At 71.4% G+C, this 24,888-nt stretch carries 19 protein-coding genes and 7 pseudogenes; 20 read left to right on the top strand and 6 right to left on the bottom strand.

The window, feature by feature from the left end; all coding sequences use genetic code 11:
- Positions 1-18 precede the first annotated feature (18 nt).
- The 9 genes and pseudogenes from ACQ86J_RS12015 (at position 19) to ACQ86J_RS11975 (ending at position 8,135) form a co-directional block, all read left to right on the top strand.
- A complete protein-coding gene (locus tag ACQ86J_RS12015; protein ID WP_431271273.1) occupies positions 19-747 on the top strand; it encodes an FAD-binding oxidoreductase in 729 nt (242 codons plus the stop codon).
- A gap of 65 nt (positions 748-812) precedes the next feature.
- Positions 813-1,049, top strand: a complete 237-nt coding sequence (locus tag ACQ86J_RS12010; protein WP_431272825.1) for a hypothetical protein — start codon at positions 813-815, stop codon at positions 1,047-1,049.
- Positions 1,050-1,165: 116 nt separating this feature from the next.
- Entirely contained in the window at positions 1,166-1,579 is a 414-nt protein-coding gene (locus tag ACQ86J_RS12005) for an LptF/LptG family permease (RefSeq protein ID WP_431271272.1), read from the top strand.
- Positions 1,491-2,360, top strand: a complete 870-nt coding sequence (locus ACQ86J_RS12000; protein ID WP_431272382.1) for an LptF/LptG family permease — start codon at positions 1,491-1,493, stop codon at positions 2,358-2,360. The genes ACQ86J_RS12005 and ACQ86J_RS12000 overlap by 89 nt, the downstream gene beginning before the upstream one ends.
- Positions 2,357-3,480: pseudogene (gene lptG / locus ACQ86J_RS11995) on the top strand (LPS export ABC transporter permease LptG). Before ACQ86J_RS12000 ends, lptG begins: the two are co-directional and overlap by 4 nt.
- A 19-nt stretch (positions 3,481-3,499) precedes the next feature.
- Positions 3,500-5,524, top strand: coding sequence for an LPS-assembly protein LptD (locus ACQ86J_RS11990; protein ID WP_431271271.1), 2,025 nt, complete (start codon positions 3,500-3,502; stop codon positions 5,522-5,524).
- A complete protein-coding gene (locus tag ACQ86J_RS11985; RefSeq protein ID WP_431271270.1) occupies positions 5,506-5,805 on the top strand; it encodes a hypothetical protein in 300 nt (99 codons plus the stop codon). The genes ACQ86J_RS11990 and ACQ86J_RS11985 overlap by 19 nt, the downstream gene beginning before the upstream one ends.
- Before the next feature lie 122 nt (positions 5,806-5,927).
- Positions 5,928-6,914, top strand: coding sequence for a tripartite tricarboxylate transporter substrate binding protein (locus tag ACQ86J_RS11980; RefSeq protein WP_431271269.1), 987 nt, complete (start codon positions 5,928-5,930; stop codon positions 6,912-6,914).
- A 252-nt stretch (positions 6,915-7,166) separates the two neighbouring features.
- Positions 7,167-8,135: a tripartite tricarboxylate transporter substrate binding protein gene (locus ACQ86J_RS11975; RefSeq protein WP_431271268.1), complete on the top strand. Its 969-nt coding sequence runs from the start codon at positions 7,167-7,169 to the stop codon at positions 8,133-8,135.
- A 114-nt stretch (positions 8,136-8,249) separates the two neighbouring features.
- On the opposite strand, the gene ACQ86J_RS11970 is transcribed toward ACQ86J_RS11975, so the two are convergent.
- A complete protein-coding gene (locus tag ACQ86J_RS11970) occupies positions 8,250-8,582 on the bottom strand; it encodes a hypothetical protein (protein WP_431271267.1) in 333 nt (110 codons plus the stop codon).
- 231 nt (positions 8,583-8,813) lie between these two features.
- Between ACQ86J_RS11970 and ACQ86J_RS11965 the strand changes: the two genes are divergently transcribed.
- The gene (locus tag ACQ86J_RS11965; protein ID WP_431271266.1) at positions 8,814-9,287 is read left to right on the top strand and encodes a DUF1203 domain-containing protein; all 474 of its coding nucleotides are present in this window, start codon (positions 8,814-8,816) and stop codon (positions 9,285-9,287) included.
- Positions 9,288-9,299: 12 nt separating this feature from the next.
- Here the strand turns inward: ACQ86J_RS11965 and ACQ86J_RS11960 are convergent, their stop codons facing one another.
- Positions 9,300-11,168 carry an ABC-F family ATP-binding cassette domain-containing protein gene (locus ACQ86J_RS11960; RefSeq protein WP_431271265.1) on the bottom strand — a complete coding sequence of 623 codons (1,869 nt, stop codon included), beginning with the start codon at positions 11,166-11,168 and terminating at the stop codon, positions 9,300-9,302.
- A gap of 329 nt (positions 11,169-11,497) precedes the next feature.
- On the opposite strand from ACQ86J_RS11960, the gene ndk reads away from it, so the two are divergent.
- On the top strand, positions 11,498-11,920 hold the full coding sequence (gene ndk, locus ACQ86J_RS11955) for a nucleoside-diphosphate kinase (protein WP_133288971.1): 423 nt from the start codon (positions 11,498-11,500) through the stop codon (positions 11,918-11,920).
- Between the two features lie 64 nt (positions 11,921-11,984).
- On the opposite strand, the pseudogene ACQ86J_RS11950 reads toward ndk, so the two are convergent.
- A pseudogene (locus tag ACQ86J_RS11950) lies at positions 11,985-13,099 on the bottom strand (THUMP domain-containing class I SAM-dependent RNA methyltransferase).
- A 562-nt stretch (positions 13,100-13,661) separates the two neighbouring features.
- Here ACQ86J_RS11950 and ACQ86J_RS11945 point away from each other — a divergent pair.
- The 4 genes and pseudogenes from ACQ86J_RS11945 to ACQ86J_RS11930 all read left to right on the top strand — a co-directional run bounded on the left by ACQ86J_RS11945 (position 13,662) and on the right by ACQ86J_RS11930 (position 17,108).
- Complete coding sequence (locus ACQ86J_RS11945) at positions 13,662-14,579, top strand: hypothetical protein (protein ID WP_431271264.1); 918 nt, start codon at positions 13,662-13,664, stop codon at positions 14,577-14,579.
- Positions 14,580-15,552: 973 nt separating this feature from the next.
- Positions 15,553-15,960 (top strand): annotated as a pseudogene (locus tag ACQ86J_RS11940) (hypothetical protein); the annotation flags it as partial.
- 37 nt (positions 15,961-15,997) lie between these two features.
- Positions 15,998-16,726 carry a Bug family tripartite tricarboxylate transporter substrate binding protein gene (locus ACQ86J_RS11935; protein WP_431271263.1) on the top strand — a complete coding sequence of 243 codons (729 nt, stop codon included), beginning with the start codon at positions 15,998-16,000 and terminating at the stop codon, positions 16,724-16,726.
- Positions 16,727-16,835: 109 nt separating this feature from the next.
- Positions 16,836-17,108: a CsbD family protein gene (locus ACQ86J_RS11930; protein WP_431271262.1), complete on the top strand. Its 273-nt coding sequence runs from the start codon at positions 16,836-16,838 to the stop codon at positions 17,106-17,108.
- A 43-nt stretch (positions 17,109-17,151) separates the two neighbouring features.
- Here ACQ86J_RS11930 and ACQ86J_RS11925 read toward each other — a convergent pair whose 3' ends face one another.
- The 3 genes and pseudogenes from ACQ86J_RS11925 to purM form a co-directional block, all read right to left on the bottom strand.
- The gene (locus tag ACQ86J_RS11925) at positions 17,152-17,307 is read right to left on the bottom strand and encodes an aa3-type cytochrome c oxidase subunit IV (RefSeq protein WP_431271261.1); all 156 of its coding nucleotides are present in this window, start codon (positions 17,305-17,307) and stop codon (positions 17,152-17,154) included.
- A gap of 11 nt (positions 17,308-17,318) precedes the next feature.
- Positions 17,319-18,010: pseudogene (purN, locus tag ACQ86J_RS11920) on the bottom strand (phosphoribosylglycinamide formyltransferase).
- 1 nt (position 18,011) lies between these two features.
- Positions 18,012-19,041, bottom strand: a pseudogene (gene purM / locus ACQ86J_RS11915) (phosphoribosylformylglycinamidine cyclo-ligase).
- 313 nt (positions 19,042-19,354) lie between these two features.
- On the opposite strand from purM, the gene ACQ86J_RS11910 reads away from it, so the two are divergent.
- The 5 genes and pseudogenes from ACQ86J_RS11910 (at position 19,355) to ACQ86J_RS11890 (ending at position 24,884) form a co-directional block, all read left to right on the top strand.
- Positions 19,355-20,194 (top strand): hypothetical protein, encoded by an 840-nt coding sequence (locus tag ACQ86J_RS11910; protein ID WP_431271260.1) that lies wholly within the window; start codon positions 19,355-19,357, stop codon positions 20,192-20,194.
- Positions 20,170-20,724 carry a CDP-alcohol phosphatidyltransferase family protein gene (locus ACQ86J_RS11905; RefSeq protein WP_431271259.1) on the top strand — a complete coding sequence of 185 codons (555 nt, stop codon included), beginning with the start codon at positions 20,170-20,172 and terminating at the stop codon, positions 20,722-20,724. Before ACQ86J_RS11910 ends, ACQ86J_RS11905 begins: the two co-directional genes overlap by 25 nt.
- Before the next feature lie 219 nt (positions 20,725-20,943).
- Positions 20,944-21,797 (top strand): annotated as a pseudogene (locus ACQ86J_RS11900) (AI-2E family transporter); the annotation flags it as partial.
- 121 nt (positions 21,798-21,918) lie between these two features.
- Complete coding sequence (locus ACQ86J_RS11895; protein ID WP_431272824.1) at positions 21,919-22,671, top strand: chromosomal replication initiator DnaA; 753 nt, start codon at positions 21,919-21,921, stop codon at positions 22,669-22,671.
- Between the two features lie 40 nt (positions 22,672-22,711).
- Positions 22,712-24,884, top strand: a pseudogene (locus ACQ86J_RS11890) (RNA degradosome polyphosphate kinase).
- The last annotated feature ends 4 nt before the right edge of the window (positions 24,885-24,888 follow it).

Here is a 24,888-nt window from a genome sequence, read left to right as displayed (position 1 = left end):
GAGGTCGGCTTCTGCGCCATGCGGGACGAGGACGCGGCGCTGGCGCTGTTCCGCCGCTTCCGCGATCGCGACGAGGGCGCGGTGCGCGCCTTCGAATACATGTCGGGCGAGGGCGTCGGCTTCTACGCCAGGCATATCGAGGGCGGCAGCGTGCCGCTGCCCGGCCATGCCCATTACGTGCTGGTGGACCTCGCTTCCTCCCGCCCCGATGCCGGGCTCCGCGCCCTGCTCGAGGCGGTGCTGGAGGAGGCGATGGAGGCGGGCGAGGTGCTCGACGCCGCGATCGGCGAGAGCGAGGCGCAGCGCGCCGCGCTCTGGCGCATCCGCGAGGAGCACCCGGAGGCGCAGAAGCGCGAGGGGGCGAGCGTGAAGAACGACGTCTCCGTCCCGGTCTCGAAGACCCCGGAGCTGATACGGCGGTCGTCGGAGGCCTGCGCCCGGCTGATCCCCGGGGTCCGGCCGGTGCCCTTCGGCCATATGGGCGATGGCAACATCCACATGAACCTGGAGCAGCCGGTCGGCATGGACGCGGCCGCGTTCCTCGCCCGCAGCCACGACATCATGGAGACGGTGAACGAGGTCGTCCGCGACCTCGGCGGCAGCTTCTCGGCCGAGCACGGGATCGGCAGGCTCAAGACCGACATGATGCCGGACTGGCGCGGCGGGGCGGAGTTGGACCTGATGCAGCGGATCAAGGCGGCGGTCGACCCGCAGGGCCTGATGAACCCGGGCAAGGTGCTGCCCTAGCGGCGACGGCTGCCCGTAGTGGCTGGCGGAAGGCCGGTGCCTTGAACGCAGTCCCGCAGAATCGCATGGCCGCGGATGAATGCCTCGCCCCGGCCATCGATGCCGGCGACATGCTTGGCGGTTGTTTCCGTATTCCGTCGGTGCGGCATCACCTGATCCTGCGGACGCGGAAGCGGAGCGTCGTTCACCATGCCCGTGCCGCGGACGGAGGCATCGCCACCCGGATCCCGCATGACGGCGTGCCCGTGCCGGACCCGCCCGGATTGACGCTCGATCCGGCCGGCTTCTTCCCGCCCGGCTGATCCTGCGCGCCTCGCCCGCCTTCGGCGCTGCGGCCACACCTGCGGCATCGGCGCAACGGCGCTGCTTGCCGGCGCTTTCCCCATCCCCCCGCCGCCGCTAGGGTGCCCGCAACCCAATGACCCGGCTCGACAGTTACATCTTCCGCCAGCTGGCCGCCGCTCTCCTCGCCGTGACCATCGGGCTCGCGGCGCTGGTCTGGCTGACCCAGTCGCTGCGCTTCATCGAATTGGTGCTCGACCGCGGGCTGTCGTTCCTGGTTTTTATCGAGTTGACCGGCCTGCTGCTGCCAAGCTTCTTCGCCGTCATCCTGCCGATCACCACCTTCGTGGTGATCCTCTTTGTCTATGTCCGGCTCTCGGCCGACCGCGAATTGGTGGTGATGCGCGCCGCCGGCCTGTCGCAGTGGCGGCTGGCCCGGCCGGCGCCTCGGCCTCGCGGCGATCTCGGTCATCCTTTGCTACGGGCTCAACCTCTGGCTCGTCCCGGCCAGCCAGTTCGCCTTCCGTGCCTGGCAGTACGAGATCCGTAACCAGCTCGCTGCCATCCTGGTGCAGGAAGGCGTGTTCAGCTCGGTCGGCGACGACCTGACCGTCTATGCCCGCTACCGCGACCGCGACGGCACGCTGCGCGGCATCCTGGTGCATGACGCGCGGGAGCGCGGCGCCCCGGTCACCATCCTGGCCGAGGCCGGCCGCATCACCCCCGGCCCGAACGGCCCGCGCGTGACGCTCGAGAACGGCGAGCGGCAGCAGGTGGAACGCGTGCCCCCACCGCCCGGCAGCCCGCCCGGCACCCCGGCCAGCACCCGCCTTTCGGTGCTGTCCTTCACCGAGAACAGCATCGACCTGGCCCGGACCAGCCGGGGCGTCGGCGGCGAGGGCGGCGAGCGCTACCGCAACGCCCAGGAGCGGACCATCGACGAGCTGCTGCGCCCCGACCCGGCCGACCATGTTCCCGACCGCGACCTGCGCCGCTTCAAGGCGGAGGCGCACCAGCGCCTCGCCTCGCCGCTGAACGCCATCGGCTTCGGGCTGGTGGCGCTGGCCACCGCGCTGACCGGGCAGTTCCGCCGGCATGGCGGCGGGCTGCGCCTGTTCACCGGCATCCTGGTGGTGGTGGCGCTGCTGGCGGTGGGGCTGATGACCAACAACCTGGCGGCGAGGCAGAATGCCATGATCCCGTTGATCTGGGTGAATGCGCTGCTGCCCGGCCTGGTCGCCGCCTGGGCGATCAGCGGCCTGCCCGGCCTGCCGCAGTGGCGCCGGCCGAGGCCCCCGGAAGCGAACCCCGCCCGGGCGAACCCGGCATGACGCTCGCCACCACGCTCACCCTCTATGTCGCCCGGCGCTTCCTGGCGGCGACCTTCGCCATGCTGGCCGGGCTGACCCTGCTGGTGGCGCTGTTCGACTTCATCGAGCTGCTGCGCCGCGCCGCGACCCGCGCCGATGCCGGCTTCGCCCTGGTCGCCAGCATCGCCGGCCTCCGGCTGCCCTTCGTCGCGCTGCAGATCCTGCCCTTCGCCATCCTGCTGGGCGGCATCCTGGCCTTCTGGCGGCTGACCCGCTCCTCGGAGCTGGTGGTGGCGCGGGCCGCCGGGATCTCGGTCTGGGGGTTCCTCTCGGGCCCGCTGGTGGTCGCGCTGCTCTTCGGCGTGATCGGCACCGTCGCGGTCTCGCCGCTCTCCTCGGTCATGCTCGCCCGGGCCGAACGGCTGGACTACGCCTATCTCCGCGCCAGCGCCGGGCTGACCGCCATCGCCGGGGGACGGCTCTGGCTGCGCCAGGCGGACCGGGAGCTGGACCCGCAGGGCGTCGCCATCCTGTCCGGCCGGCCGCTGGCGGCGAAGCCGGGGAGCGGCCGGGCGACTTCACCCTGACCGATGTCAGCCTCTGGCGGCTGGCCGCCAACGACCGGCCGCTGCAGCGGATCGAGGCGCCGCGGGCCCGGCTGCTGCCCGGCCGCTGGGCGCTCGAGGACAGCGTCACCTTCAACGCCGACCGCAGCGCCGGGCCGCGCGCGCTGCTCTACTTCCCCACCGACCTGACGCCCGACCGGATCGAGAACAGCTTCGCCTCGCCCGACACGCTGTCCTTCTGGGCGCTGCCCGGCTTCATCGCGGTGCTGGAAGCCGCCGGCTTCTCCGCCGTGCGGCACCAGCTGCATTTCCAGAGCCTGCTGGCCCTGCCGGTGCTGGCCGCCGCCATGGCGCTGCTGGCGGCCGGCTTCTCCATGCGCACCTCCCGCCGCGGCGGCGTGGCGCAGATGATCGGCGCCGGCGTCGCCGCCGGCTTCGCGCTCTTCGTGCTCGACAAGATCACCAGCGAATTCGGCGAGGCCGGCACCCTGCCGGTGGAGCTCGCCGCCTGGGCGCCGACCATCGCCGGGCTGCTGCTGGCCCTCGCCCTGCTCCTCCACCTGGAGGACGGATAACCATGTACCTGGAGGACGGATGAGCGTCGCCCGCCACGCTTTCGTCGCCCTGTTGGCCGGCCTGGTTGCTGGCCTCCCTGGCCTGGCTGCGGCGCAGATGGATGCGCCGAGCGTGACGCCGCGCGACCCGACGCCGCTCGGCGGCAACCTGGCGCCCGGCGGGGCGGGCGGCGGCCAGCGCATCACCCCCTTCGCCGGGCTGGGCGGCGGCGGGGCGCAGCAGGATCCCAATGCGCCGGTGACCTTCACCGCGGACGAGGTCGAGTACGACCGCGAGAGGGGGCTGGTGACAGCCCGCGGCAAGGTCGAGGCCTGGCAGGGAGAGCGGCTGCTGCGCGCCGACCAGTTCACCTACGACCGCAACACCGGCATCGCCACCGCGACCGGCAACGTGCAGCTGCTGGAAGCCGATGGCACCGTGCTCTTCGCCGACCGGGCCGAGCTGAAGGACCGCTTCCGCGACGGCGTGCTGGAAGGCGTCCGCGCCCTGCTGGCGGCGAACGGCAAGATGGCGGCGAACGGCGCGCAGCGCACCGGCGGCACGGTGAACGAGCTGTCGCGCGTGGTCTACACCTCCTGCGACCTCTGCAAGGACGACCCGACCGCGGCGCCGCTCTGGACCGTGCAGGCGCGGCGGGCGACGCAGGACAAGGACGCGCTGCGGATCTCCTACCGCGACGCCACGGTGCGGATGTTCGGCGTGCCCGTGCTCTACACGCCCTACCTGTCGCACCCGGATCCCTCGACCCCGCGGGCCTCGGGCTTCCTGTTCCCGACCTTGGGCTATACCCGCTTCCTCGGCGGCTTCTTCGAGACGCCCTACTTCTGGGCGATCGACCAGACCTCCGACCTGACGATCACGCCGATCGTCTCCACCCGGCAGCTGCCCAATCTCGGGCTCGAATACCGGAAGATGTTCAATTCCGGCGAGATCCTCGGCAGCGCCTCAATCGGCGGGCTGAACGGCAAGGATACCGGCGGCAAGGAGGAACTGGCCGGCCACATCTTCCTGAAGGGCCGCTTCACGGTCGACGAGAACTGGCGCGCCGGCTTCGACCTGAACCGCGCCAGCAGCGAGATCTATCTCCGCACCTTCCGCTACGAATACCGCCGGGTGCTGACCAGCCAAGTCTATACCGAAGGCTTCTGGGGCACCGAAGGCTATGTCCGGATGGACGCCCGCGCCTACCAGGGGCTGCGCACCTCGGACGACACGCGGCAGGTGCCCTATGTTCTGCCGAACATCTACGCGGAGCGCGCGCCGCGCGAGAAGGTGCTCGGCGGCAACCTGACGCTGGATGCCGGTCTGCTCGGCATCTACCGCGACATCGGCAGCCAGTCGCAGCGCCTCGCCACCCGTGCCCGCTGGGAGCGGCCTGAGATCGACCCCATGGGCGGCCTCTGGACCTTCAAGGCCGACGCCACGGCGATCGGCTACAACGCCAAGGGGCAGCAGGAGCCGCCGACCAACCTGCCGGATGCCAACGGCACGCGCGGCGTCGGCAATATCCGCGCCGCGGTCGACTGGCGCATGCCCTTCATCCGCTACGCCGGCGAGTATGGCAGCCAGACGATCGAGCCGCGCGTGCAGTTCGTCACCGGCCCGCGCATGGGGCCGCAGCGCAGCGTGCCGAACGAGGACAGCGTCGACTTCGAGTTCACCGACGCCAACCTGTTCGCGCTGAACCGCTTCACCGGGCGCGACCGGCAGGAAGGCGGCAGCCGAGTCGACACTGCGCTGCGCAGCGCCTGGGATTTCCCGAACGGCGGCCAAATCGAGGGGCTGGTCGGGAGGTCGTACCGCTTCGATGACGATTTCAAGTCCGAGAACCCCTATGCCGGCTCCGGCCTCGACAAGCGCGCCTCCGCCTATGTCGCGCGGCTGCGGGTGGCACCGGTGCCCTGGCTCGAGACCATCGGCCGGGTGCGCACCAACGGCGACCAGCCGCTGAACCGGCAACTCGTGGACACCGTGGCCAACGTGACGGCCGGGGGATCACCTATTCGGCCGGCTACCTCTATTCGGTGCCCTTGCCCTACCTGACACCGCCGCGTTCGCGCGACGAGGTCTCGGCCGGCATCGCCGGCAAGATCAACGACTTCTGGCGCGCCGGCTTCTCGGCCAAGTACGACCTCGGCATCGGCCGCTGGGTGCTGATGCAGGGCTTCGCCGGCTACGAGGACGAGTGCTTCATCCTCGAGGGGCGCTTCATCAAGCGCTTCGCCCAGGATCCGACGACCCAGACGCTCTATCCGGCGAACACGGTCCTGCTGTTCCGGATCGGCTTCAAGACGCTGGGCGAGTACTTCTTCCGCGCGCTGTAGCCCGCGGGCGGCCCAGGTGGAGGCGCTGGGGACGCAGGTCGCCGGCTCGGCATGTCCTGGGGCGGTTGCGCTATCCTGCGGGGTTGCGCAGTCTCCGGCCAAAGCCCGGAGGAACCGCAGGAATGAGTTCGATCATCGGCCGCCGCAGCGCGCTCGCGCTCGGCGCCGCCGCCATTGCCACGCCCGCCCTTACAACGCCTGCCCTGGCCCAGGCCGGCTTCCCCAACCGGCCGATCCGCATGATCGTCCCCTGGCTGCCCGGCGGCTCCTCTGACACCGAATTGCGGGTGCTGTCCGAGCTGGCGACGCGGAAGCTGGGCCAGACCGTGCTGGTCGAGAACAAGGCCGGCGCCACCGGCACGCTCGGCGCGCTGGCGATGTCGCAGGAACGCAGCGGCGACGGCTACCTGATCGGGCAGATGCCGATCAGCGTCTTCCGCCTGCCGGCCATGTCACGCCGGCCGACCTTCGACCCGCTGGCCGATTTCAGCTGGATCATCCACCTGACCGGCTACACCTTCGGCGTGGTGGTGCGGGCCGACCAGCCCTGGAAGACCTGGCAGGAATTCGTCGCCTACGCGAAGGCCAACCCGGGCAAGGTGACCTACGGCACGCCCGGCGTCGGCAGCACGCTGCACATCACCATGGAACGCATCGCCGAGCAGCTCGGGATCGAGTGGCTGCACGTGCCCTTCAAGGGCGGTGCCGACAACATCCAGGCGGTGCTGTCCGGCGCGGTGGTGGCGAATACCGACAGCACCGGCTGGGCGCCGCTGGTCGATGACGGCAAGCTGCGCCTGCTGGTGGTCTGGACCGCCGAGCGCACGAAGCGCTTCCCCGAGGTGCCGACGCTGCGCGAGGTCGGCATCGACATCGTCGCCGACAGCCCCTATGGCCTGGCCGGGCCGAGGGGGATGGACCCCGGCGTGGTCCGGGTATTGCACGACGCCTTCAAGGAGGCGCTGTTCGACCCGCAGCACCTGGCGACGCTGGAGCGCTACGACATGCCGCTGCGCTACATGGGCAGCGCCGACTATGCCGCCTTCGCCCGCAAGATCTCCGGCGAGGAGACGGCGATCATCCGCAAGCTCGGGCTGCGGATCGACTGATACCCGGCGCAGGAAGGTTCCACCTTCATGTGCGTCGGACGCCTGGCGCCGGTCGCGGCCGTGCCCCGACCGGCGCGGCTTGGCTTCGCCGCATCGGTGCCTTCGCCCATCGGGCCGCAGGTCGGAATCCGGTGCTGCGGGTACAGGGCCGGGTCACAAGCCTGCGCGGCACCGCTGCCGGTGCCGCCGCCCGCGGTTGGCGCGGGGCGCCGCCTCGGCTAACCCGGGCCGCAGCTCCGGGAGATAATTGCCATGATCCGTTTTATCGGCCGCCGCGCCGCGCTGGCGCTCGGCGCCGCGACGCTGGCCGCCCCCGCCATCGCCCAGCCCGCCTTCCCGGCGCGGCCGATCCGCATGTACGTGCCCTGGGGCGCCGGCGGCACCACCGACGTGCAGATGCGCGCGCTCTGCGACGCCGCCTCCCGCCGCATGGGCCAGCCGGTGATCATCGACAACAAGTCGGGCGCGGGCGGCATCCTCGGCGCCCAGGCCATGCTGACCGACAAGCCGGACGGCTATACGCTCGGGCAGATGCCGGTCAGCGTCTTCCGCACGCCGCTGATGTCGAGCCGGCCGATGTACGACCCGGTGACCGATTTCACCTACATCATCCATCTCTGCGGCTACCTGTTCGGCGTGGTGGTCCGCGCCGACGCGCCCTGGAAGACCTTCCAGGAGCTGCTGGACGATGCGAAGCGGGATCCGGGCAAGATCAATTACGGCACGCCGGGCATCGGCACCTCCCTGCACCTGACGATGGAGCGCATCGCCGCCGAGCGGGGGCTCGACTGGACCCATGTGCCCTTCCGCGGCTTCGCCGAGAACATGAACGCGCTGCTCGGCGGCACCACCGACGTGCTGGCGGACAGCAGCGGCTGGTCGCAGCTGGTCGAGGACGGCAAGTGCCGGCTGCTGGTCACCTGGGGCGAGCAGCGGGCCAAGCGCTTCCCCGACGCGCCGACCCTGCGCGAGGTCGGCATCGACATCGTCAGCGCCTCGCCCTACGGGATCGGCGGGCCGAAGGGCATGGACCCCGGCGTGGTGAAGGTGGTGCACGACGCCTTCAAGGCGGCGCTGGACGACCCGGCGCATCTGGCGGTGCTGGACCGCTTCGACATGCCGCTGATGTACAAGAACACCGCCGACTACCAAGCCTTCGTCCGACAGCAGGTCGAGGAGGACCGGGCGATGATCCAGCGGCTTGGCCTCAAGCTGAACTGAGCAGCCGCGCGCCCAGGCCCGAAGCGCAAGACATGACGCGGGGCGGGGCGGTGTCCCGCCCCGCCCCGCGGGTCAGCGGCCGGGCATCGGCTGCCCGGCCCCGTCCAGCCGGCGTCAGCTGCCCGACTGCGAGGAGCGGATGGCGGCGACGCCCGACGGGGCGGCGTTCCCCTGGCGATAGGTCACGCGGCGGTTGTTGGCCTCGCCGGTGATCTCGGCGAGCAGGCCGCTCGACGCCTGGGTCTGCGGCGTGCCGCCGTAGGCCATGGTGCGGTTGCCCGCCTCGCCGGTGATCCGGGCATAGCCGCCGCCGACGACATTCCCGCCCGGCGCGTCGTAGACCACGGTCTGGTCGCGGCCGCCGCCGACGATGTGCGGCCCTTCGGCCAGGGCGGCACCGGCGGTGCCGAGGGCGAGGGTGGAAGCGAGAAGCAGGGTGCGGATCATGATTAGTGTCCTTTGTAGCGGTGAACGACGAGGCGTCGTCCCGTTGCAGCGGAAGATGGTCCCCCGGCCGGCCGCTGCCCAATGCCGACAATGGATGCCCGTGATTTGCCGCATGGATGGCGGCTTCGCATGCGCTTTGCGCATAGCGGCTGCGCATGCCGGCGCAACGCGCGGATGGCGAAGGCACCGTTGCAGGGCCAGCCTGGCGCAGCCATCGCCGAGGAGCCCGCCATGCCCCGCTTTCGCTGTGTTCCGCTCGCCACCGCGACCGCCGCGCGCTGGCGCGCCACCGGCCGGGACGATCGCGGCCAGCCGCTGCACCGCCGCGTGGCGGACGGGCCGGGCTTCCCCTGCCGGCATTGCCTGCAACTGGCCGAGGCGGGCGAGGCCATGCTGCTCGGCAGCTACGACCTGCCGCATCCGCGCGGCGTCTACTGGACGCCGAGCCCGGTCTTCCTCCATGCGCGCGACTGCGCGCGCTTCGACCTGGACGACACGATCGCCCCGACGGTGCTGGCCAACGGCCTGGTCTCCGTCCGCAGCTACGACGCGGCGGAGCTGTGCCTCTATGACCTGGGCGCGGTGAGCGAGGGCCGCGACGCGGCGCCGCTGCTGGCCCGAGCGCTCGACGACCCGCGCACGCGGTTCGTCAACATCCACACCGCGCGGCCGGGCTGCTGGCTGACGGCGGTGGAGCGGGCGTGAGCCGGCCGCCGCTCAGGCCGCTTCCAGCTTCTCCTGCAACTCCAGCCACTCGGTCTCGAGCGTCGGCAGGATCTTGGCGATCACCGCGCGGCGCGTGGTGGCGCGGTTGACCAAATCGGTCTTGTTGTTGGCATAGAGGCGCGGATCGGCGAGCGCCGCATCGATCGTCGCCGCCTCCTCCTCCAGCTTGGCCATCTGCGCCTCGATCTGCTTCGCGCGCTCGCGCAGCGGGGCTAGGGCCTGCCGGCTTTCCGCCTTGCCGCGGCGCTCGTTCTGCTTCGGCGCGCCGCCCGGTTCCTGGCGCGCGCCGCGGCGGTTGCCGCCGCCCAGCAGCGCCCGGTAGTCGTCGAGGTCGCCGTCGAAATTGGTGACCTTGCCATCGCCCACCAGCCAGAGCCGGTCGGCCACCAGCTCCACCAGATGCGGGTCGTGGCTGATCAGGATGACGGCGCCGTTGTAGTCGGCCAGCGCCTTCACCAGCGCGTCGCGCGCATCGATGTCGAGGTGGTTGGTCGGCTCGTCGAGGATCAGCAGCTGCGGCGCTTCCCGGGTGCACAGCGCCAGCAGCAGCCGCGCCTTCTCGCCGCCCGAGCAGGCCGAGATCCTCGTCGTCGCGCGCTCGACGTCGAGCCCGAAGCGGGCGAGCTGGGACCGGCACTGCGCGACCGTCGCGTTCGGCAGCGCCGCCTGCATGTGCGAGAGCGGGGTGCCGTCCATGTCGAGCTCGTCGGTCTGGTGCTGGGCGAAGTAGCCGACCTTCAGCTTGGGCGAGCGGAACTGCGTGCCGGACATCAGCGGCAGCCGCCCGGCGAAGAGCTTCGCCAGCGTCGACTTGCCGTTGCCGTTGGCGCCGAGCAGCGCGATGCGGTCGTCCTGGTCGAGCCGCAGGTCGAGCCCCTTGAGGACCACCCGCTTGTCGTAGCCGATGCTGCCGCCCGAGATCGACAGCACCGGCGGGGCGAGCTCGGCGGGTTCGGGGAAGGCGAAGCGGGTCGCATGGTCCTCCACCACGCTCTCGATCGCCGGCATGCGCTCCAGCGCCTTGATCCGCGACTGCGCCTGGCGGGCCTTGCTGGCCTTGGCGCGGAAGCGGTCGACGAAGGACTGGATATGCGCCCGCTCGGCGGCCAGCTTCTCGTTCTGTGCCGCCTGCTGCGCCTGTCGTTCGGTCCGCACGCGGACGAAGTTGTCGAAGGCACCGGGGTAGAGCGTCAGCTTCGCCCGGTCCAGATGGGCGATCGCATCGACGCAGCGCTCCAGCAGCCCGCGGTCGTGGCTGACCACGATGGCGGCGCCGGAGAAGCGCTGCAGCCAGCCTTCCAGCCACATGGTGGCCTCGAGGTCGAGATGGTTGGTCGGCTCGTCCAGCAGCAGCAGGTCGGGCTCGAGGAACAGCACGCGGGCGAGCGCGACGCGCATCCGCCAGCCGCCGGAGAACTCGGTGCTGGGGCGGGCCTGGGCCGCGGCATCGAAGCCGAGGCCCGCCAGGATGGTGGCGGCCCGCGAGGGCGCGCTGTCGGCGCTGATGGCGATCAGCCGCTCATGGATCTCGGCCATGCGGGCGCCGTCCGGGTGGTGCTCCGCCTCGGCCAGCAGCGCCGCGCGCTCGGTATCCGCCGCCAGCACCGTCTCCAGCAGGCTCTCCGGCCCGCCAGGGGCCTCCTGCGCCACATGGCCCATGCGGGCCCGGGCGGCGAGGCGGATTTCCCCACCATCCGGCTGAAGCTCCCCGGTGATGCATTTCAGCAGGGTGGACTTGCCGGCCCCGTTGCGCCCGACCAGGCCGACCTTCCGGCCGGGATCGACCATCAGGTCGGCCGATTCCAGCAGGGCGCGCCCGGCGATGCGGAGCGTGAGGTCGCGGATGGTGAGGACGGTCATGACCGGCCTCTCCTACCGCCTGGCGGCCGCCTTCGCTACTGCGGCATGGGCGGGCCTAGCCGGGCGGGACCTTGTCGGCCGGCGCGCCCTCCGGCGGCGCCGGCTCGCCGCTCCATTCGTCCTCGATCATGCCCTGCTGGCCGCTGACCAGGTCGACATCGGCCTGGCTGGGCGGGCGGGGGATGTAGCCCTGCTTGGGGGCAGGTCGTCCGGGGTGCGGTCATCGCTCATGCTGGCCCAACGCGGGCGGGGGCGGTGGGTTGGGCTTGCATCCGGCCCGGACCCCGCCTATCCGGCCGCGACCCATTCACCCCCAAAGGAACGCCCCCATGGCCACCGAGCGCACCCTCTCCATCCTCAAGCCCGACGCGACCCGCCGCAACCTGACCGGCAAGATCAACGCGAAATTCGAGGAAGCCGGCCTGCGCATCGTTGCGCAGAAGCGCCTGCACCTGTCGGACGCCCAGGCCGGCGCCTTCTACGCCGTCCACAAGGAGCGGCCCTTCTACAAGGACCTGGTCTCCTTCATGACCTCCGGCCCGGTCGTGGTGCAGGTGCTGGAAGGCGAGAACGCCGTGCAGCGCAACCGCGACATCATGGGCGCCACCAACCCGGCCAACGCCGCCCCGGGCACCATCCGCAAGGAATTCGCCGAGAGCATCGAGGCGAACAGCGTCCACGGCTCGGACAGCGCCGAGAACGCGGCGACCGAGATCGCCTTCTTCTTCGCCGGGACCGAGATCGTCGGCTAAGGACCATCGGGGGCCGAACGCCTCTGGCGCTCGGCCCCCGAACCCTCTCACCGTTCTCCGCGGGTCAGGGCAGCGGGGCTGTCCGGTACAGGGAGACCCGCAACCCGCCATGCGGGACCGGGGCGGTGGGGCGCAGGAAGGGCAAGGCGGTGGCCAGGGCCAGGCTCGGCTCGCTGGTCACCAGGCCCACGCGCCACCCCGAAAACCGCTGCCGCAGCACTTGGCCCAGCGCCCGGTACAAGGGGACCAGCGCGGCCTTGTCGCCCATCCGCGCGCCATAGGGCGGGTTGACCATCACCAGCCCGGGCGGGCCCTCCGGCGGCGCCGCGTCGCTGATCGTCGCCTGGCGGAACTCGGTATGCCCGGCGACCCCGGCGCGTTCCGCATTCGCGTGGCTCATCGCCACCGCCCCGGCATCCCGGTCGCTGCCGCAGCATCGCGCCGCCGGGGCGCGGCTGCTGGCCACAGCGCGCATGCGGGCCCAGGCCTCCGCGTCGAAATTGGCGAATTGCTCGAAGGCGAAATGCCGCTGCCGGCCGGGGTTGAGCCGGGCGGCGATCTCGGCCGCCTCGATCACGAAGGTGCCGGCGCCGCACATCGGGTCCAGCACCGGCTCCCGCCCGTCATAGCCGCATTGGAACAGGAAGAGGGACGCCATGGTCTCCCGCAGCGGCGCCGGGTTGATGGCGGACTTGTAGCCGCGCTTGTGCAGCGGCTCCCCGAGGTATCGAGGCTGACGGTGCAGCGGTCGTGCTCGATCCGCGCCATCACGGTGATGCCGGCCTCGGGGGAGACCGGCGCGCCCAGCGTCTCGCGGATCGCGGTGGCGATGCGCTGCTCCACCGCGCCGCTGTGATAGAGCCTGGACGCCGCGCAGCTCGCCTCCACCCGGACCGGGACGTCCGGCCGCAGCAGGCTGGCCCAGGGCACCTGGCGGGCGCGGCTGTCGAGATGGGCGAGATGGGTGACGTGGAACTGGTCGATCCGCGCCAGCACCCGCCCGGCGCCGCGGACCCAGAGATTGGCGCGCCAGACCTCCGGCCAGCCGCCCTGGATGGTGACGCCGCCGGGGACCGCTTTCGGCTGGCGGAAGCCCTTGCCGCGGATCTCGGCGCAGAGGGTGGGCTCGAGGCCGGGGAAGGTGGTGAGGAAGATCTCGAACGCATCGGGGGAGGTCATGCCCGGGGGCATAGCAGGTCGCGGCGGGCCTGCGGGCTGACGCGGCGGGAAAGGCTGGCGGCGGCGCTATCGGGCGTTCACGTCCTTGACCGAGCCGCTGAGCTCGCGCCCATCGTGGTGCGCGCACAGCGGTGAGTACCGACCCGCAGGTCGGGGACGGGTAGGTAGCGGACATGTCGGTATTGCCTGACCGCCCGCCCGAGAACCCGTTGCGGTCACGGGACGCGCAGCGGCTCAGGGCAGGGGTGCGGCAGCGATGCTCCATGGGACTTCGCCGGACCAGTCCGCGGGGGCCGGTCACAGCTGCCGTCGTAATGCCGGCATCGGTCGAAGCATTGCCTGGCTGCCAGAATGTGGTCCTGCTACGGGGCTGAGGCGCCCGTGCGTGGCGTGCGCCGGCAAATCGGCGGACGGCGGCGGGGGTGAAGGAAATTCCGCCCATCCAGCCCTTGTGCCAATCTGCAACATTTTGAGTTTTTAATGTGATGCAACTCTCAGTTTAATTCCCTGGAATGAAATAAAACTTAGAAGCCAGTGCGCTACCGTTTCACAGGAAGCACCAATGGCTCAGACCGTTTTCACCAGCACCGTAGACAACCATCTGCTGGATGCCTCCGCTCTCGACACTACCGCTGTGCTGCGCGGCATTGCCGGCAGCGACACCCTGATCGGCGGCTCCGCCGCCGACCGCCTCGATGGCGGCCTCGGCGCCGATCTGCTGCAGGGCGGCGCTGGCAATGACCAGTTCTTCGTTACACTAGGCAAGGATCTCGGCGTTGGACAGTACGACACCATCGAAGGCGGAACCGGTAGCGACGAGCTGATCATCACGCTGAATTCGGCCCAGCTCGGCACCGCCGAGATGAAGACCGAACTGGCACGGCTCAAGACCTTCCTTGCCGACCATGGCAGCGACCCTACCGGACACTTCATTTCCGACGTGTTGCATGTCGATCTTTCGGGCGTTGAATCGGCGCGGCTTCGGGTCGATGGGGTCATGAAGACCCTGGCCGATGTGCTGCCCGTGCAGCACGGACCCATCACCTTCAATGACCTGACCGGTAGCGAGGGGGCCATTCCGGACGGTTACATGGGCTTCGACTGGAAGGTGCCGGGCGACAATATGTATGCCCTGGATGGCACGACCTACGACGACCAGGATAGCGGCTATGCCAAGCTTGCCGCAGTCACCGGCAGCATCGTCGCCTACAATCCGTATGCATCGGCTCCGATCGACATCCACAAGACCGACGGGAGCGACTTCATCTTCGATAAGGTTTCGGCTGCTTCTGCCTGGAACGAGTCTCAGGACGTCGTCTTCCATGGCTACAACAACGGCCAGCTGGTTGGCGAACTCGCCGTGACGCTGACGAACCAGGGGCCGACGCTCGTGGATGTCGACTGGGGCGCGATCGACGACCTGCAGATCGAGGTGTTGAACGGCGATCACGTCACTTTCGACAACTTCTACATGGGCTGAGCCCGGCAGCGGTCCTTCGGGACGGCTGCACGCTCTGCCCAAGCATTTCACCGTGGTGCAATCCCCGCCGTGCGCGCGCGGCGGGAAAGATCCGGAGGCGGACCGGAATAGCCGACCAAGCCGCCTGATCTACAGGCTTTGTACGCACGGGAAGCCTTGCAGTTTGGCGGGCGTTCGGTCGCCTCGAAACGATTCCCAACTGGCGTTGCGGCCGTCCCGGTGCGGGGAAGCACGGGGCGGCTTTTTCTCGCGCCGTCACCCCTCCAACGCGCGTTCCACCGGCTTCCCGTGTGTTGGGAGAGGCTTGTTGCAATCGTTGGCGACAAGCGGTTGGCGCGATTGAAGCGGCCCCTCAGGGGCATCGCCGCCTCCGCGTTTCCAACAAGGCCGGGACGCGAAATCCAGGCATCATCGGGGCATGTCAGGGTGTGGCCACACTCCAGCAGATCGCGCGCCACGGGCAAGGCGGGTCGGCGGCAAGTCTCAGCAGTCCCGCGAACCGGGCCTTGACCTGCCCCGTCGAGCGGTCCGCCTGTCGGGTAAGGTGACGGCTACAGAGGCGTCCACCCCGGGTCGAGATCTCGCCGGAAAACAGGGCGGGAGCACGAATACGCTTCCGCTTCGCCAAGCCTGGAAGCCTGCTTCTCGGCTACAAGCCAAACACGGCCTGCCCGCCCACAGCCGCAATGGACTGACCTGGCGCGACCCTGCCGGCGCACGCCAGGCGCCACGCCCTGAGGCGCAGCTGACCGCCCGGGCACACGCCCCGTATCGGCGCCCCCGCATCCGCCCTGCGCGGGTGCCGATGACCGACGCGACTGGACAAGGAGCCCCTCACGATATAGGATATCATTCTTTTCGGCTCGCTCTTTGAACCGTTCATCCGCACCCTTCCCCCGGGCCAGTCGCCCGGACCGCCCTTTGTCCGAAACCCGCGATTTCCTCGCGGGTCCCTCAATCCCTGAACGCTGAAATGCGCGGTGCGCCCGCCGCCGAAAAAGGCTACCCGGCCAGGGACTTGCGGCCACCGACCCGCCGCCGGAACTCAATTTTCCCGCGGGTTGAACCGCCTCAATTCCTCAACCCCCGGCCTCACCCGGTTTCCCTCCGTACCGATCCCGGGCATCTTTCCCTCGCCAGAGAGGAACCGCCGGTCCCAGCCTTCGCAGGAGACCGCATGACCCGCTTCACCCGCCGCGCCCTGCTCGGCACGTTCGCCGCCCTGCCGCTCGCCGCGCCCGCCTTGGCCGCCTATCCCGACCGGACGCTCCGCATCATCTCGGGCTATGCCCCGGGCGGCCTGAACGACATCGTCAGCCGCGCCATGGCGCAGGCGCTCACCCCCATCCTCGGCCAGGCGGTGGTGGTGGAGAACAGGCCCGGCGCCAATGGCAGCCTCGGCGCCGCCTATGCCGCCCGTGCCGCGCCGGACGGCCCACCCTCTGGATGGGGATCGTCGACACCCAGGCGATCAATCCCTTCGTCTACCGCCAACTGCCCTACGACCCCGAGGCCGATTTCGCGCCGATCAGCCTGGTCGCCAATTTCCCTTCGCCCTGGTCGTCGGCCCCTCCCAGCCGAAGCTGTCGAGCTTCGAGGCGCTGATCGAGGCCGCCCGCGCCGCTCCCGGGCGGCTCACCTATGCCTCCTGGGGCGTCGCCAGCACGCCGCATCTGGCGACCGAGCGCATGCTCCGTGCCCGCGCGGTCGAGATGCTGCACGTTCCCTTCACCAGCCAGGCCCCGGCGATGCAGGCGGTCATGGCGGGACAGGTGGACTGCTTCGCCTTGCCGGCCGGCGGCGCCGAGAGCATGACGCGGGACGGCCGCACCCGCGCCGTCGCGGTCATGGCGCCCGGGCCGCTCGCGATTATCCCCGGCGCGCCGCTGATGAAGGATATGGGCGTCGATCTCACCTCCGGCCTCTGGAAGGCGATCTACGCCCCGGCGCGCACCCCGCCGGCGCTGCTCGAGCGCCTGAATCTGGCGGTGCGGGAGGCGATGGCCGCCCCTCCCTTCGTCGAGGTGGTCCGCCAGCAGGGCACGGTGCCCGAGCCGACGACGCCCGAGGCGCTGGCCGCCTTCGGCCGCAGCGAGCGCGCCGCCTGGGGCGCCGTGGTCAAGGCCACCGGCGCCACGCTCGACTGATGCACCTGCCGGGGAACGATCGCGCGTCCGTCGCGCTCCGCCTCCTGCGAAGGCCAGCGCCAGGGCAGACGGCCCGGGCGCCGGCGACCGGCAAGGAGAGATGAGCGAGATGGACGAAGATCGGTTCAGCGGCACCGTGAAGCAGGCGGCCGGCAAGCTGCAGGGCGCGGCGGGAGACCTGCTCGGCGACAGCAAGACGCAGGCCGAGGGCGCGGCGCGCGAGATTGCCGGCCGCGCCCAGGACGCCTATGGCCAGGCCAAGGACGTGGCGCGCGGCGCGGCGCAGCAGGTCGGCCGCGGCGTCGAGCAGCAGCCGGTGGTGGCGCTGCTGATCGCCGGCGTCATCGGCTATGCACTCGGCCTGCTGACCAGCCGGCGCTAGCACAAGACCGGGCGGCCGCCGCGGCGGCCGCCCAGCCCCTGCCTCAGGCGACGAAGAGCAGCAGCGCCAGCAGCAGGACGACCACGGCGACAACGCCGTAGGTCACGAACTGGGTGAAGCCTTCCCAGCCCCGCTCGTGGGTGGCGATGACGTCCTTCGCCTCGATCGCCGAAAATTCGTAGTGCGTCTGCTCGGCCACGGCTGCTGTCCCTATGCGATCCGGTGCCCCGGTGTAGGAAGCGTCAGCGTTTCCGGCAAGGGGTTGCGCAGCGCCCCGTCCGGCGCGGCCGCCCCTGCCAACACCGCGCGGCCGGCGTCCAGCCGCACCCGGCCAGCCGCCAGCCAGCCGAGCGCCGCCGGGTAGATCCGGTGCTCCTCTGCCAGTACCCGCGCCGCGAGCGTGGCCGGCGTGTCGTCCGGCAGCACCGGCACCGCCGCCTGGGCGAGGATTGGCCCTCATCCACCCCGGCGCTGACCAGGTGCACGGTGCAGCCATGCAGCCGGACGCCGGCCTCGATCGCCCGCTCATGCGTCTCGAGCCCCGGGAAGGCCGGCAGCAGGGAGGGATGGATATTGACCAGCCTTCCGTCCCAGCGGCCGACGAACTCCGCCGTCAGCACCCGCATGAAGCCTGCCAGGGCGATCAGTTCGATGCGATGCTCGGCCAGCTCCGCCTGCATCGCCGCCTCGAAGCCCGGCCGGTCGCCGCGATAGGCGCGGCTCTCGACCACCGCGGTCGGGATGCCCGCCGCCGCCGCGTGGCCGAGGCCGGCGGCATCGGCACGGTTCGACAGCACCAGGGCGATCTCGGCCGGGTAGGCCGGGTCCGCCGCGGCCGCCAGCAGCGCCGCCATGTTGGAGCCGCGGCCGGAGATCAGGATCGCGGTGCGGGCGCGGGCCATGTCAGCGGGGCCAGCTGGCGGCCAGGTTGTCGATGCGGAGGCCGGCGAGACCCTGGCCGGCCTCGATCGCGCCGATGCGGAAGACCTGCTCGCCGGCGGCGGCGAGCTGCGCCATGGCGGCCTCGGCATCCGCCGCGGCGACCACGACGACCATGCCGATGCCGCAGTTGAAGACCCGCAGCATCTCATCAGCGGCGACGTTCCCGGCCGCGGCCAGCCAGGCGAAGACCGGCGGGACGGGCCAGGAGGCGCCGTCCAGCGCCGCGGTCACGCCCTCCGGCAGCACCCGCGGCAGGTTGCCCGGCAGGCCGCCGCCGGTGATGTGCGCCGCGGCCTTCAGCAGCCCCGCCTTGTGCAGCGCGACCAGGGACTTCACGTAGATCCGCGTCGGCGCCAGCAGCGCCGCGCCCAAGGTCATCCCAGGCGCGAAGGGCGCCGGGTCGGCCAGCGTGAGTCCCGCCGCCGCCACCACCCGCCGCACCAGCGAGAAGCCGTTGGAATGGACGCCCGAGGAGCCGAGGCCGAGCAGCACGTCGCCGGCGCCGATCGGCTTCGGCAGCAGCGCCTCGCGCTCCGCGGCACCCACGGAGAAGCCGGCCAGGTCGTAGTCCTCGGCGGCATACATGCCCGGCATCTCGGCCGTCTCGCCCCCCACCAGGGCGCAGCCGGCCTGACGGCAGCCCTCGGCGATGCCGGCGATGACGTCGCGCGCCTGGTCCAGCCGCAGCTTCCCGCTGGCGAAGTAGTCTAGGAAGAAGAGCGGCTCGGCGCCCTGCACCACCAGGTCGTTGACGCACATGGCGACGAGGTCGATGCCGACGGTCGCATGGCTGCCGGCATCGATCGCCACGCGCAGCTTGGTGCCGACGCCGTCGGTGGAGGACACCAGCACGGGATCCTTGAAGCCCGCCGCCTTCCAGGTCGAACAGCGCGCCGAAGCCGCCGAGGCCGCCCATGGTGCCGCGGCGGTTGGTGGACTTCGCCAGCGGCTTGATCGCCTCGACCAGCGCGTCGCCGGCATCGATGTCCACTCCCGCCTCGCGGTAGGTCAGGCTGGCCGGCGCCGCGACCGGGGGGTGGATTCCGGGGGAGTGGTCAAGGCGGCCTCCGATCGGCGGGGTGGGTTGGGGCAATAGACGGCCGTGGCCGCCGCGCCCTACGCGGGCCGCGCCCGCAAGTCCAGACCGTGATGCCATTCCGGCCGATTCGCCGGGATGGGATCTGCCCAAACCCGCCGCTTCCTGCTAACCGTCCGGTACGATCCTCGTGGCAGAGTCCCGGCCCTGGCCGGCACCTGGCGCGGGCAGCACAACCGCCGGGGCCACCCGGGATGAGGAGGGGCCGATGCCGGCAAGCAGCAGGGGTGCCAGGCTGGCGCTGACCTTGGGCCTGGGCGTCGCGCTCGCCCCCGCCGCCGTGCAGGCCCAGGTCCCGCCGCCGCTGGCCGACCAGCCCGCCGCCGCGGCGGTCACCGAGCCCCCGGCGGTCACCCTCAACACCACCCAGCGCGGCGTGCCCGCCGAGGCCAGCGCCGAGAACGGCGTGCTGGCGAAGGAGAAGGCGCTCGCCGCCGGCCGCCGCGCCGCCTGGGCCAAGCTGCTGGCCGAGGCCGGGGCCAGCGGGCCGAACCTCTCCGACCAGCAGATCGACGACATGGTCAGCTCCATCGTGATCGAGGAGGAGCGCACCTCCCCCACCCGCTACAGCGGGCGGATCACGGTGAACTTCAATCCCGGCCGGGTGCGCGGCCAGCTCGGCGGCCGGGTGCCCGGCCTGGCCCCGCCGGCGGCGGGCAGCGTGGCCGCGCCGGCCCCCGGCGGCCCGGCCTCGAATTGGGTGGAGGTCGTCGCCACCTATCGCTCCATGGCGGAATGGCTCGATCTGGTGCGGCGGCTGAAGGGAGCGGGGCAGGTGGCCTCGGTCGACATCCAGGCCATCGCGGTGGATGCGGCCCGGCTCCGGCTCGGCCTGCGGGCGCCGACCGAGGTCGTGGCTGGCGACCTCGCCGGGCTCGGCATCCAGCTCGCGCCCGCGGTCGGGCCGCGGCCGGGCGAGATCCTGGCGCCTGGGCCTTGCCGGGGGCGGCTGACCCGCCGCCGGGGGGCGAGGGACCACGGGCCGATGGGCCAATGGCCAGCCCCGGCGCCGCCCCGCCCGCCGTGCTGCTCACCCTGCCCAACCTGATCACGCTCGCCCGGCTCTGCGCCGTGCCGGCGACCATCTGGCTGATCCTGCAGCATCGGCTGGACACCGCCTTCCTGGTCTTCGTCGGCGCCGGCATCTCGGACGGAATCGATGGCTGGCTGGCGCGGGTCCGGAACGCCCGCAGCGCGCTCGGCGCCATCCTCGACCCGGTCGCCGACAAGGCGCTGCTGGTCTCGGTCTATGTGGCGCTGGCGGGCATCGGCGTGCTGCCGGACTGGCTGGCGATCCTGGTGGTGTTCCGCGACGTGGTGATCGTCGGCGGCATCCTGGTGCTCTGGGTGCTCGGCCAGCCGCCGGCGATCAAGCCGCTGCTGGTCTCGAAGCTGAACACCGCGCTGCAGATCGGCCTCGCCGCGCTCGCCCTGCTGCTGGCCGGCTTCCGCCTGGCAGCGGACGGGCTGCTCGACCTGATGATCTGTGCGGTAGCGCTGTCGACCCTCGCCTCCGGCGCGGCCTATGTCACCGCCGCGCTGCGCCGGCCCTGGTCGACTCCGGGTGCCGGGTCCTGATGGGCACGCCATGAAGCTGCTGCCGACCCGCGCGCCGGCGGCACCGCCCCGGCCGCCGATCCGCCGCCCAAGCCGCGCGCCGAGCCGCCGCCGGCCGCGCCGCGGCCGCCCGCCCCGCCGCGCGTCGCCACCCGGGCGCAGCGCATCGCGCTCTTCGCCGGGGTCGGCGGCGCGCTGCTGCTCGGGCTCTGGCTGTTCTCGCCGATCCTGACGCCCTTCGTGCTGGCCGGCGTGATCGCCTATTTCCTCGACCCCGTGGCGGGCCGGCTGAACCGGATCGGCGTGCCGCGCTCGCTCGCGGCGCTGCTGCTGGTGCTCGGCATGGTGGCGATGGCACTGCTGGCGCTGCTGCTGCTCTACCCGCTGCTGATCGCCCAGATCACGGTGCTGCTGCAGCGGCTGCCGAGCTACGTGCTGGGCGTCGGCCAGGCGATGCGGGACGCGCTGGTGGCGCTGTCCGAGCGCGTGCCGGATGTCTTCGACCAGCGGCTGCAGGACCTCGCGGTCGGCCAGGCGGGGGCGATCATCTCCTGGATCGGCACGTCCCTCGCGCGGCTCATCGGCGGCGGCGTCGCGCTGTTCAACGTGTTCACGCTCGTCACCGTGACCCCGGTGGTCGCCTTCTACCTGCTGCGCGACTGGCCGCGGATGCTGGTGCGGATGGATGCCTGGCTGCCGCGGCGCTCGGCCGCGACGCTCCGGCAGCTGGCGCGGGACACCGACCGGCTGCTCTCGGCCTGGCTGCGGGGGCAGCTGCTCTGCTGCGCGCTGCTCGCGGTCTACTACGCCGCGGCGCTCTCGGCGATCGGGCTCGAGCTCGGCCTGACCGTCGGGCTGATGTCGGGCATCCTCTCCTTCATCCCCTATATCGGCTCGATCACCGGGATGATCACCGCGCTCGGCCTCGCCCTGGCGCAATTCGGCACCTGGAACGGGGTGCTGGTGGTGCTGGCGATCTTCGTCACCGGCCAGGTGATCGAGGGGTACATCATCTACCCCGCCTGCTCGGCGACCGGGTGGAGCTGCATGCGGTCTGGGTGATCTTCGCACTGTTCGCCGGCGGCGTCGCCTTCGGCTTCCTCGGCGTGCTGCTGGCGGTGCCGATCGCCGCGGTCGCCGGCGTCATCGCCCGCTACTGGCTGCGCCGCTACCTGGAAAGCCCGCTCTACCTCGACCCGCCGCGCACGGGCTCTGATGCTCGGCGCCTCCTCCCGGCAGCTCGCCCTGCCGTTGCCGATCGCCGCGCGCTTCGAACTCGGCGACCTGCTGGAGGATGCGAGCAACGCCGCGGCACTCGCCTGGCTGCGCCGGCCGGATTCCTGGCCGGGCGGCAGGCTCGCGCTGTTCGGCCCGGCGGCGACCGGCAAGACCCACATGCTGCGCGGCCTGGCGACCGAGCGCGGCTGGCCGGCGATCGAGGGGCTGGCGCTGCGGGGCCTGCCGGAGCCCGCGCCGGGCGCCGGCCTCGTGCTCGACGACGCCGATTGCGCGCCGGAGGAGGAGGCGCTGCTGCACCTGCTGAATCTCTGCGCCGAGCGCGGCCAGGCGGTGCTGCTGACCGGGCGGGAGGCGCCGGCGCGCTGGCCGGTGGCGCTGGCCGACCTGCGCAGCCGGCTCCGCGCCATGACCGCGGTCGGCGTCCGCCCGCCCGGCGACGCGCTGCTGGCGGCGCTGCTGCGGCGGCACTTCCTGCTGCGCCAGCTGCGGGTGGACCGGGCGCTGCAGGACTGGCTGCTGGCCCGGCTGCCGCGGGAGGCGGCGGCGATGGCCGAGGCGGCGGCCCGGCTGGACCGGGCGGCGCTGGCCGCCGGCGGAAGGGTGACCCGGGCCCTTGCCCGTGCCGCGCTGGCCGAGCTGCCGGGCTTCGGCGCCGGCGCGGAGGATGACGATCTCGATGGCGGACTGGGAAGCCGATTGGCCGGACGGCCCGACCCTGCTTTAGGCTAGAGGAAACGCGCAGGAGGCCGCCCGCATGTCCGTCGCCGAGATGAAGCATCCCGTCGAGGCCGCTGCCGAGCCGGGCATCTCGCTCGACCAGCCGGGGCGCTTCATCAACCGGGAGCTCTCCTGGCTCGACTTCAACACGCGGGTGCTCGAGGAGGCGGCGAACCCGCACCATCCGCTGCTGGAGCGGCTGCGCTTCATCGCGATCTCTGCCTCCAACCTCGACGAGTTCTATTCGGTGCGCGTCGCCGGGCTGATCGGCCAGGAACGCGCCGGCATCGCCACGCTCTCGCCGGATGGCCGCACGCCGTCGCAGCAGCTGGCCGACATCCTGGCCCGCGCGCAGTCGCTGATCGAGGGGCAGCAGCATGAATGGCGGGTGCTGCGCGGCCTGCTGGCCGAGGCCGGCATCGCCCTGGCACGGGCGGAGGAGCTGAGCGACGCCGAGCGCGACTGGCTGGGCGCCTGGTTCATGGACCGGGTCTTCCCGGTGCTGACGCCGCTCGCGGTGGACCCGGCGCATCCCTTCCCCTTCATCCAGAACCTGGCGCTCTGCATGGTGCTGAAGCTGGTGCGGGAGGAGGATGGCGGCACCATGCGGGCGCTGCTGCCGCTGCCCTCCCAGATCGACCGCTTCATCCGCCTGCCGGCCGCCGAGGCCGGCGCGCCGATCCGCTTCGTCCTGCTCGAGGACGCGATCAACCTCTCGCTCGGCCGGCTCTTCCCCGGCTTCATCCCGGCCGAGCACGGGCTGTTCCGGCTGATCCGCGACACCGACGTGGAGTTCGAGGAGGAGGCCGAGGACCTGGTGCGGTCCTACGAGACCGCGCTGAAGCGCCGCCGCCGCGGCCGGCCGATCCACCTGACCGTCACCGCCGCGACGCCTGCCGACATGGTCGACTTCGTGGTCGAGGAGATGGACGCCTCGCCCGACAGCGTGGTGGTGGTGGACGGGCTGCTCGGCATCGCCGACCTCAAGCAGCCTGATCGTCGATGACCGGCCGGACCTGCTCTTCACGCCCTACACGCCGCGCTTCCCGGAACGCATCCTCGATTTCGGCGGCGACTGCTTCGCCGCCATCCGCGCCAAGGACATCGTCGTCCACCACCCCTACAGATCCTTCGACGTGGTGGTGCAGTTCCTCCGCCAGGCGGCGCGCGACCCGAACGTGGTCGCCATCAAGCAGACGCTCTACCGCACCAGCCGCGACAGCCCGATCGCCCGGGCGCTGATCGAGGCGGCCGAGGCAGGCAAGAGCGTGACCGCGATGGTGGAGCTCAAGGCCCGCTTCGACGAGGAGCGCAACATCGCCCTGTCGCGCGAGCTGGAAGCCGCCGGCGTGCAGGTGGTCTTCGGCTTCGTCGAGCTGAAGACCCATGCCAAGGTTTCGCTGGTGGTGCGTCGGGAAGGCGTGGCGCTGCGGTCCTACGCGCATTTCGGCACCGGCAACTACCATCCCGTGACCGCGCGGATCTACACCGACCTGTCCTTCTTCACCGCCGACCCGGCGCTGACCCGCGACGCCTCCAAGCTGTTCAACTACATGACCGGCTATGCCCGGCCGGAGGCGATGGACCTGCTCGCCTTCTCCCCGCTGACCACCCGGCCGACCCTGCTCGGGCTGATCGAGCAGGAGATCCGCTTCGCCCGGGACGGCAAGCCGGCGGCGATCTGGATCAAGATGAACAGCCTGGTCGATACGCAGCTGGTCGATGCGCTGTACCGCGCCAGCCAGGCCGGGGTGAAGATCGACTGCGTGATCCGCGGCATCTGCTGCCTGCGGCCCGGGGTGCCCGGCCTGTCCGACCATATCCGGGTCAAGTCGATCGTCGGGCGGTTCCTCGAGCACTCCCGCATCATCGCCTTCGGCAATGGCCACCGGCTCCCCTCGCGCCGCGCGCGGGTCTATATCTCCTCGGCCGACTGGATGGCGCGCAACATGGACTGGCGGGTGGAGAGCCTGGTGCCGATCGAGAACCCCACGGTGCACGCCCAGATCCTCGACCAGATCATGGTGGTGAACCTGAAGGACAATGCGCAGAGCTGGCAGCTGCAGCCCGGCGGGGAATGGAGGCGGGTCGGCCGCGGCGAGGCCCCGGTCTCGGCGCATGAATATTTCATGACCAACCCCTCGCTCTCGGGCCGGGGCAGCGCGTTGCGGCGTACGGCACCGGCGGCGCGCCGCAGCCGGCAGGACCGCGTGACACAGGACTGAGCCG

This window comes from Dankookia sp. P2 (assembly GCF_050632255.1).
Taxonomy (GTDB): Bacteria; Pseudomonadota; Alphaproteobacteria; order Acetobacterales; family Acetobacteraceae; genus Paracraurococcus.
Note: the sequence above shows the minus strand (reverse complement) of the source record. Positions and strands in the feature narration are given on the sequence as shown.

Coding starts and splice junctions, on each gene's coding strand:
- ACQ86J_RS12015 (WP_431271273.1), top strand. CDS start 19: ATGCGGGACGAGGACGCGGCGCTGGCGCTGTTCCGCCGCTTCCGCGAT.
- ACQ86J_RS12010 (WP_431272825.1), top strand. CDS start 813: ATGGCCGCGGATGAATGCCTCGCCCCGGCCATCGATGCCGGCGACATG.
- ACQ86J_RS12005 (WP_431271272.1), top strand. CDS start 1,166: ATGACCCGGCTCGACAGTTACATCTTCCGCCAGCTGGCCGCCGCTCTC.
- ACQ86J_RS11990 (WP_431271271.1), top strand. CDS start 3,500: ATGAGCGTCGCCCGCCACGCTTTCGTCGCCCTGTTGGCCGGCCTGGTT.
- ACQ86J_RS11980 (WP_431271269.1), top strand. CDS start 5,928: ATGAGTTCGATCATCGGCCGCCGCAGCGCGCTCGCGCTCGGCGCCGCC.
- ACQ86J_RS11975 (WP_431271268.1), top strand. CDS start 7,167: ATGATCCGTTTTATCGGCCGCCGCGCCGCGCTGGCGCTCGGCGCCGCG.
- ACQ86J_RS11970 (WP_431271267.1), bottom strand. CDS start 8,582: ATGATCCGCACCCTGCTTCTCGCTTCCACCCTCGCCCTCGGCACCGCC.
- ACQ86J_RS11965 (WP_431271266.1), top strand. CDS start 8,814: ATGCCCCGCTTTCGCTGTGTTCCGCTCGCCACCGCGACCGCCGCGCGC.
- ACQ86J_RS11960 (WP_431271265.1), bottom strand. CDS start 11,168: ATGACCGTCCTCACCATCCGCGACCTCACGCTCCGCATCGCCGGGCGC.
- ndk (WP_133288971.1), top strand. CDS start 11,498: ATGGCCACCGAGCGCACCCTCTCCATCCTCAAGCCCGACGCGACCCGC.
- ACQ86J_RS11945 (WP_431271264.1), top strand. CDS start 13,662: ATGGCTCAGACCGTTTTCACCAGCACCGTAGACAACCATCTGCTGGAT.
- ACQ86J_RS11930 (WP_431271262.1), top strand. CDS start 16,836: ATGGACGAAGATCGGTTCAGCGGCACCGTGAAGCAGGCGGCCGGCAAG.
- ACQ86J_RS11910 (WP_431271260.1), top strand. CDS start 19,355: ATGCCGGCAAGCAGCAGGGGTGCCAGGCTGGCGCTGACCTTGGGCCTG.
- ACQ86J_RS11895 (WP_431272824.1), top strand. CDS start 21,919: ATGCTCGGCGCCTCCTCCCGGCAGCTCGCCCTGCCGTTGCCGATCGCC.